This is a genomic window from Gemmatimonadetes bacterium SCN 70-22 (genome assembly GCA_001724275.1).
Taxonomy (GTDB): Bacteria; Gemmatimonadota; Gemmatimonadetes; order Gemmatimonadales; family Gemmatimonadaceae; genus SCN-70-22.
Genome location: MEDZ01000013.1, coordinates 66,835 through 73,844 on the forward strand (window position 1 = coordinate 66,835; position 7,010 = coordinate 73,844).

6 protein-coding genes are annotated in these 7,010 nt (G+C 72.4%); 4 read left to right on the forward strand and 2 right to left on the reverse strand.

Annotated features, from left to right (window positions below; translation table 11 throughout):
* Positions 1–168: 168 nt before the first annotated feature.
* The gene (locus ABS52_08585; GenBank protein ODT03659.1) at positions 169–2,067 is read left to right on the forward strand and encodes a cell division protein FtsH; all 1,899 of its coding nucleotides are present in this window, start codon (positions 169–171) and stop codon (positions 2,065–2,067) included.
* A gap of 50 nt (positions 2,068–2,117) precedes the next feature.
* On the opposite strand, the gene ABS52_08590 is transcribed toward ABS52_08585, so the two are convergent.
* Complete coding sequence (locus ABS52_08590) at positions 2,118–2,792, reverse strand: hypothetical protein (protein ODT03652.1); 675 nt, start codon at positions 2,790–2,792, stop codon at positions 2,118–2,120.
* A gap of 89 nt (positions 2,793–2,881) precedes the next feature.
* Positions 2,882–3,160 carry a hypothetical protein gene (locus ABS52_08595; GenBank protein ODT03653.1) on the reverse strand — a complete coding sequence of 93 codons (279 nt, stop codon included), beginning with the start codon at positions 3,158–3,160 and terminating at the stop codon, positions 2,882–2,884.
* A 127-nt stretch (positions 3,161–3,287) separates the two neighbouring features.
* Here ABS52_08595 and ABS52_08600 point away from each other — a divergent pair, with 127 nt between their 5' ends.
* The 3 genes from ABS52_08600 to ABS52_08610 all read left to right on the forward strand — a co-directional run bounded on the left by ABS52_08600 (position 3,288) and on the right by ABS52_08610 (position 6,766).
* A complete protein-coding gene (locus tag ABS52_08600) occupies positions 3,288–3,977 on the forward strand; it encodes a DNA-binding response regulator (GenBank protein ODT03654.1) in 690 nt (229 codons plus the stop codon).
* Positions 3,977–5,452 carry a hypothetical protein gene (locus ABS52_08605; GenBank protein ODT03655.1) on the forward strand — a complete coding sequence of 492 codons (1,476 nt, stop codon included), beginning with the start codon at positions 3,977–3,979 and terminating at the stop codon, positions 5,450–5,452. The genes ABS52_08600 and ABS52_08605 overlap by 1 nt, the downstream gene beginning before the upstream one ends.
* A 78-nt stretch (positions 5,453–5,530) precedes the next feature.
* The gene (locus ABS52_08610) at positions 5,531–6,766 is read left to right on the forward strand and encodes a hypothetical protein (protein ODT03656.1); all 1,236 of its coding nucleotides are present in this window, start codon (positions 5,531–5,533) and stop codon (positions 6,764–6,766) included.
* Positions 6,767–7,010 lie beyond the last annotated feature (244 nt).

Below are 7,010 nucleotides of genomic sequence, written 5' to 3' on the forward strand. Positions count from 1 at the left end.
CGGGGTGACCGTCGTCAGCAGAGCGCCGACAGCCCGACATTCCCCGACTGACCTTCGTCACCTCGCGCCCCACCTTCCATCGGGCACCCTCGACCGGAGGGCGCCCATTGCATGGAGGTGTCGATGGCACAGGAGACCCGGCGCAATGCTCCCCGGCCCGGCGGCGAGGTGAAGCCACCGACCGTCCCGCCATGGATCATCATCACCCTGCTGGTCCTCCCCCTCCTGCTCATCCCCATGTGGGGGGCGAGCAAGGGAGAGACGGTCTCCTACAGCGAGTTCAAGGCGCTGCTGACGGCGCGCAAGGTGGACAGCCTCAAGATCGGCACCACCCGCATCACCGGGCTCCTCCACGTGGCCGGGACGGCGGCGGTCATCGGCGAGGCGCGCGCCCGCGAGCTGGCGCAGGGGGCCAAGGGCGCGGCCACACAGGCGTTCACGACGGTGCGCGTCGATGACGAGTCGCTGGTGCGAGACCTCCAGGCCGCGGGAGTCACCTACGCCGGCCAGGTCGAGTCCAGCTACCTCACCTCGCTCCTGGGGTGGATCCTTCCGCTCGCCTTCCTCTTCTTCCTGTGGCGCATGCTGCTGCGCGGGAGCGGCGCCGCCGGGGTCATGGCAATCGGGAAGAGCCAGGCCAAGCTCTTCGTGGAGACGTCGACGGGCGTCACCTTCGACGATGTGGCGGGGATCGACGAGGCGCGCGCCGACCTGATGGAAATCGTCGACTTCCTCAAGAATCCCGACCGCTACCGCCGCCTCGGCGGCAAGATTCCCAAGGGAGTCCTGCTGGTGGGGGCCCCGGGGACCGGCAAGACGCTCCTCGCCAAGGCGCTCGCCGGCGAGGCCGACGTCCCCTTCCTGAGCCTCAGCGGCTCGGACTTCGTCGAGCTCTTCGTCGGCGTCGGCGCCGCGCGCGTCCGCGACCTCTTCACGCAGGCCAAGCAGCACGCGCCGAGCATCATCTTCATCGACGAGCTCGACGCCCTGGGGCGGGCGCGGTCGGCCGCGTCGGCCTTCGGCGGGCACGAGGAACGCGAGCAGACGCTCAACCAGCTGCTGGCGGAGATGGACGGCTTCGACACGCGCAGCGGTGTCATCATCCTCGCCGCGACCAACCGCCCCGAGGTCCTCGACCCCGCGCTCCTGCGCCCCGGGCGCTTCGACCGCAAGGTGATCCTCGATCGCCCCGACGTGCGCGGCCGCGAGCAGATCCTTCGCGTGCACACGCGCAACGTGACGCTCGCCCCCGACGTCGACCTGACGGGAATCGCCGGGCGCACGCCGGGCTTCGTCGGGGCCGACCTGGCGAATCTGGTGAACGAGGCGGCGCTGTCGGCCGCCCGGAAGAACAAGGCCGCGGTGGAGGCGGTGGACTTCGAGGATGCGATCGACCGCGTGATCGCCGGGCTGGAGCGCAAGTCACGCGTGATCACGGCGAAGGAGAAGACGATCGTCGCCTATCACGAGGCGGGACACGCCATCGTGGCCGAGCGCCGCCCGACGTCCGACCGGGTGGCGCGCATCTCCGTGATCCCGCGCGGGATCGGGGCGCTGGGATACACGCGACAGCAGCCGACGGAGGACCGCTACCTCCTGACGCACGGCGAATTGCTCGATCGCCTCGACGTCATGCTCGGAGGGCGGACGGCGGAGGAGGTCGTGTTCGGCGAGGACTCCACGGGCGCCCACGACGACCTGCAGAGGGCCACCGACCTGGCCCGCGAGATGGTGACGCGCTACGGGATGAGCAAGGCGTTGGGGCTGGCGGCGTTCGAGCGTCCGACGCGGGCACTCTTCCTCGACGTGGAGGCGACGGGGCGCGCCGAGTACAGCGAGGAAACGGCGCGCACGATCGACGCCGAGATCAGGCGCCTCCTCGACGAGTCGCACGAGCGGGTGCGGCAGACGCTGGTCGCCGAGCGCGCGGCGCTGGAGCGCGTGGCACAGGCGCTGATCACGCGCGAGGTGATGGATCGCGAGGAGTTCGTGCGGGTGCTGGCTGCCACGGGGGGAACCCCGACGGAGGAGGTCGCGCGCGCTGGCGCGGGCGCCGCTGCATCGTGACGCCACAGGCGCCCGCGATGGACCATGCGGGCCCGGGCGACCGGCGACGATCAGCGGGCGAACTCGATGACGCGCCTGGCGAGGAGGGCGCCGGCGCGTTCGCCGTCGCCCGGCGCGGGATCGACCTCGTGCCGCGCGAGGGTGGCGTCGAGCGAGGGGCAGAAGGCGTCGCGCTCGCCGTCGCGATACAGGCAGAGGAGCGGCGTCCCGCGCATGCGCTCGAGCTCCGGAAGGAGGGGGAGGTCGGTGGGGAGCGTCCCCTGGCGCCATGGGGCGTGCCAGCGGCGACGGAAGTTGACGCGCGAGTGCGGCTCGCGCATGACCACGGCGTCGAGCCGGCTGCGCAGGTCGCCCGCCAACCGATTGGCGACAAACGGCGCCATGCCGGCTCCGCGCGCCAGGCCGATGACGACGAGTCGCTCACGCTGCCATCGCGCGAGGTGCTCGCGCACCACGCGCTCGACCGCCGCGCTCGCCGCTCCCGGCGTGGCAAGGGTATCCGCGGGGGTGAGGACGACGCTCGGCATGCCGTCGGTTGCAAGGTGACGGGCCAGCGACCGGATGGTGCTGGTCGCCCCGTCGTCACCGGTGACGATCAGCGCGAGGCGTGCCCCCTTGGCTCCGGGCGGATACTCGGTCAGCGTCCCGGCGCCACGGCGCGGAGACGCGACGAGCAGCGCCCCTGCCACGAGCAGGGCCGCCACGAGCCATCGGCTCACGCGCAATCGGGACCGCATGCGGATGGACGACGCCCCGCTCGCGGGTGCCCCCCGCCTGGAGGGCACCCGCTAGCCGGGAACCGTGTAGAAGGAGGTCAGTGCGTTGGCTTGTGCGTGGCGCGCTTCTTGTGCTTCATCCCCTTCTTGGCGGAGTCGTTGGCGGCCTTGGCCACCGTCGTCGCCTTATGAGTGGTGTCGGCGGCCTTGGCGGCCACGGCGGGCTTGGCCTGCATGGCGGGCTTGGCCTGCATGGTGTGCTTCACCTGCGCCGCGGCAGGGGCCTGCATGGCGGGCTTTGGGGTCGCCTGGGCGGCGAGTGCGCTCGCCGACAGGGCGATCGCGGCCGCCGTCCCGAGGTAGCGTCGTGCTTGCATGGAAGTCTCCGGCTATGTTGTCGGTGTGGGCGCTGGCGGGCGCCGGGAGGCGACGGGAGAGTGTCGCCGTCCTGCGTGTGAGGTTATGGGGACTCGGCTTAACGGAGCGTTACAGGATGCCAACGCCATGCGACTGCTGCTGGTAGAAGACGATGCTCGGCTGGCCGACCTGGTCATGCGGTCGCTGCGCGAGCAGGGATATGCGGTGGATCAGGCCACCGACGGCGAGTCGGCCATCGTGCAGGCGGCGGTGAATCCGTACGACGTCATCGTCCTCGACGTGCAGCTCCCCAGGCGGAGCGGCATCGAGGTCTGCGCCGAGATACGCCGGCGGCGCAACCGTGTCCCCATCCTGATGCTCACGGCGCGCGATGCGGTCAAGGATCGCGTGGCCGGGCTCGATGCCGGCGCCGACGACTATCTCACCAAGCCATTCGACCTGTCCGAGCTCCACGCGCGGGTTCGCGCGCTGCTGCGCCGCATGCCCGAGTTGGCGCCGCAGGTGATCACGGTGGGCGACCTCACGGTGGACCTCGCGGCCCAGCGCGCCGAGCGCGCCGGGCGCCCCCTCGCCCTCACCACCAAGGAGTACGTCCTGCTGGAGTACCTCGCGCGTAATGCGGGGCGCGTAATCGGCAGGGCGGAGCTGGTGGAACACGTCTGGGACGAGAACCACGACCCGTTCACCAACGCGCTCGAGGTCTACGTGAACCGCCTGCGCAAGAAGCTCGACGACGGCGGGGCGCCACTCATCCACACGCGCCGCGGCGCCGGATACGTCCTCTCGGCGGACGGCGGGGAGCGCGCCCCCGCGTGATGCGCGGCCGCTCGATCCGCGTCCGCATCGCGCTCTGGTACACGGCGGTCTTCGCCCCGTTCTTCGCCGTCCTCGCCTTCGCGGCCTATTCGTTCGTCGCCTTCACGAGCCAGGAGCGCGTGGACGAGTTTCTGGCCGAGTCGGCGGCGACGATCGCCGCGGCCATCGAGTTCGAACGCAAGCTCGGCGCCCCCGACTCGGTGGCGATGGCTTCTGTCGTGGCGTCGATGCGGCTCCCCGACGTCGCGGTGCACGTCGTGGATGCAACCAGCGGCCGCGACTTCACCACCCCGGCGGGAGGGGGAGGGGGGCGCCCGCCGCGCGAGGCGCGGGCCATGGAGCTGTCGCCGGCCCTGGCCGCGGCGCTGGCGCGCACCGCCCGCGCCGCACCGCGTGACCCCGCCGTGGTCACGCTCGAGGACGCGGGCAAGGAGGTGCGGGTGCTCACGCTCCCCTACGCCCTCGCTACCCGCCAGCTGGTGATCGCGGTGGCGCAGGGCATGAACGCGCGGGCGCGCACGCTGCGCGACGCGCGCTGGGCGCTCGCCATCGGCTTCCCCCTGGTGATGGCGATCGCCACGTTAGGCGGCGTGTGGCTGGCAGGCAAGAGCCTGGCCCCGGTGGACGCGATGGCCGCGCAGGCGCGGCAGATCGGCGCCACCAACCTTCACCAGCGCCTCCCGGTCTCCGACACGGGGGATGAGCTCGCACGCCTGGCGACCGTCTTCAACGGGCTGCTCGCCCGCCTGGAGGAGGCGTTCGAGGCGCAGTCACGCTTTGCCGCCGATGCCTCGCACGAGATGCGCACCCCGGTGGCGATCATCAGCGGTGAGGCCGAACACGCCCTGGCCCGCGACGACCGCGCGCGCAACGAGCTGCGCGAGGCGCTGTACGTGATCCGCGACCAGAGCCTCCGACTCCGCGCGGTCGTGGACGACCTCTTCTTCCTGGCCCGCGCCGACAGCGGGGAGCCGATGCTGCGCCCCGCCCCGCTCTACCTGCGCGACGTCCTCGAGGAGGCGGTGCGGGGGCTGCGCACGGTGGCAGCCGCGCGCTCCATCACCATGCAGCTGGCGGACAGCGACGATGCCCCGGTGGTCGGCGACGAGTCCCTCCTGCGCCGCGCCGTCGACAACCTGCTGGTCAACGCGGTCAAGTACTCGCACCCCGGCGGGACGGTCGACGTCTCGCTCGCCGACTGCGACGGCGATTGGTGCATCGACGTGCGCGACAGCGGCCCCGGCGTCTCCCCACCGGCACAGGTGCGCCTGTTCGAACGCTTCTTCCGTGCCCACGAGGCACCCGAGGTGCGGTCGGTGGACGGGGCCGGACTCGGCCTCGCCATCGCGCGGTGGATCGCCCGCGCGCACCGCGGCGAGGCGCTCCTCGCCAGCTCGTCGGCGTCGGGGAGCACCTTTCGCCTGCGCCTCCCGAAAGCCCACGAGGGCGCCATCGCCGGCGCCCCCCCGGCGTAGGACGTTCATCCCGTCGTAAGGTCGTCGGCTCGACCTTTCCCATGGTCCGAACGCAGGGCCAGCACCGAGGAAGGGGGAATGAGCACGACCATACGCTCCATCCGCACGATCGCGCGATCGCGCGCGGTACGCATCGCCGCGACGGGCGTCGCATCCCTCGGCGTCGCCCTCGTGATCGCCTTGGCGTGGCGCGACGAACTGGCACGGCTGCACGCCGGGGCGATCGGCACCGCGATCGACAGGCTGTCGTGGCAGCAGGTGGCATCGGCCGCCGCGCTGACCGTCGCCACGTACCTCCTGCTTCCGTGCTACGATCTGCTGGCACTGCGGTACGTGAAGCGCCGCCTCGGCGCCGCGCGCACCATCGCCGCATCCGTCATCGCCTACGGCATCTCGCACACCCTGGGCTTTGCCGCGGTGACGGGGAGCGCGGTGCGGGCACGCTTCTGGTCGTCGTGGGGGCTGTCGGCGGGGGAGATCGCGATGGCCGTCGGCTTCGCGGGCTTCACCTTCCTCCTCGCGCTCACGGCAGTCGGCGGGGTGGCGCTCGCGGGCGAGCCCCCTGCCCTCCTCGCACACCTCCCCCTTGCCGCCGCGGTGGCGCGCGTCGCGGGGGCGCTGGCGATCGGGGCGGTGCTGACCTACATCGTGCTTGCCGCTCGCTTCGGCGGCGTGAATGTGACGCTGCGCGCGCGCCCATGGCGCCTTCCCGACTGGCGCACGGCGGTCGCGCAGGTCGCCCTCGGCTTCGCCGACTGGACCGCGGCGGCGGGAGTCCTCTACGTCCTCCTTCCCGGGAGCAGTGCCGTCGGGTTGTGGGGGTTCACGTCGGCCTTCGTCCTCGCCCAGCTCCTGGCGCTGGCCAGCCACGTCCCCGGCGGGCTCGGGGTCTTCGAGACGCTGATGGTGGTGCAGCTGGGCGATGCCGTTCCACCGGGGGCCCTCCTCGCCGCGCTCGTCGCGTATCGGGCGATCTTCTACTTCGCGCCGTTCGTCCTCGCCGTCGGGGCGCTCACCTCGTACGAGGCGTGGCGCCGCCGTCACGCCGCGCGGCGCGCGGCGGGCGTGCTCGGGAATGCGCTCGACCGCCTGGCCCGCCCGTTCCTCCCCACCGCCATCGGGATGATGACCATCGGCGGCGGGGCGATGCTCCTGGTGTCGGGCGCGACGCCGGCCGTGCACGGACGCCTGCGCACCCTGGTGGACCTGATGCCACTCGGCATCGTCGAGCTGTCGCACTTCACCGGGAGCGTCGTCGGGGCCTCGCTCCTGGTGATCGGGTGGGGGCTCACGCGACGGCTCGACGCCGCCTGACCGCCCGAAGAGGAGGGGTGGTTCGTCACCCCGGTGACGGCCCGCCCCTCACGCCGGACTGCCTCGTGCGTCAATCCTCCCAGCGCGACGGGCCGCCGGATGCCGCGAACTCGGCCGCCGCCGCGGCGCGCAGCTCGGGGTCGGAGACGTAGGCGACCGCCGTCGCGGCGAGCGCCGCCGCGGCATCCACGAGGGCGTCGATCGCCGGCGGCAGCACCGTCAGGTCGGCGAAGGCCGCGTTGTG

Coding starts and splice junctions, on each gene's coding strand:
- ABS52_08595 (ODT03653.1), bottom strand. CDS start 3,160: ATGCAAGCACGACGCTACCTCGGGACGGCGGCCGCGATCGCCCTGTCG.
- ABS52_08600 (ODT03654.1), top strand. CDS start 3,288: ATGCGACTGCTGCTGGTAGAAGACGATGCTCGGCTGGCCGACCTGGTC.
- ABS52_08605 (ODT03655.1), top strand. CDS start 3,977: ATGCGCGGCCGCTCGATCCGCGTCCGCATCGCGCTCTGGTACACGGCG.
- ABS52_08610 (ODT03656.1), top strand. CDS start 5,531: ATGAGCACGACCATACGCTCCATCCGCACGATCGCGCGATCGCGCGCG.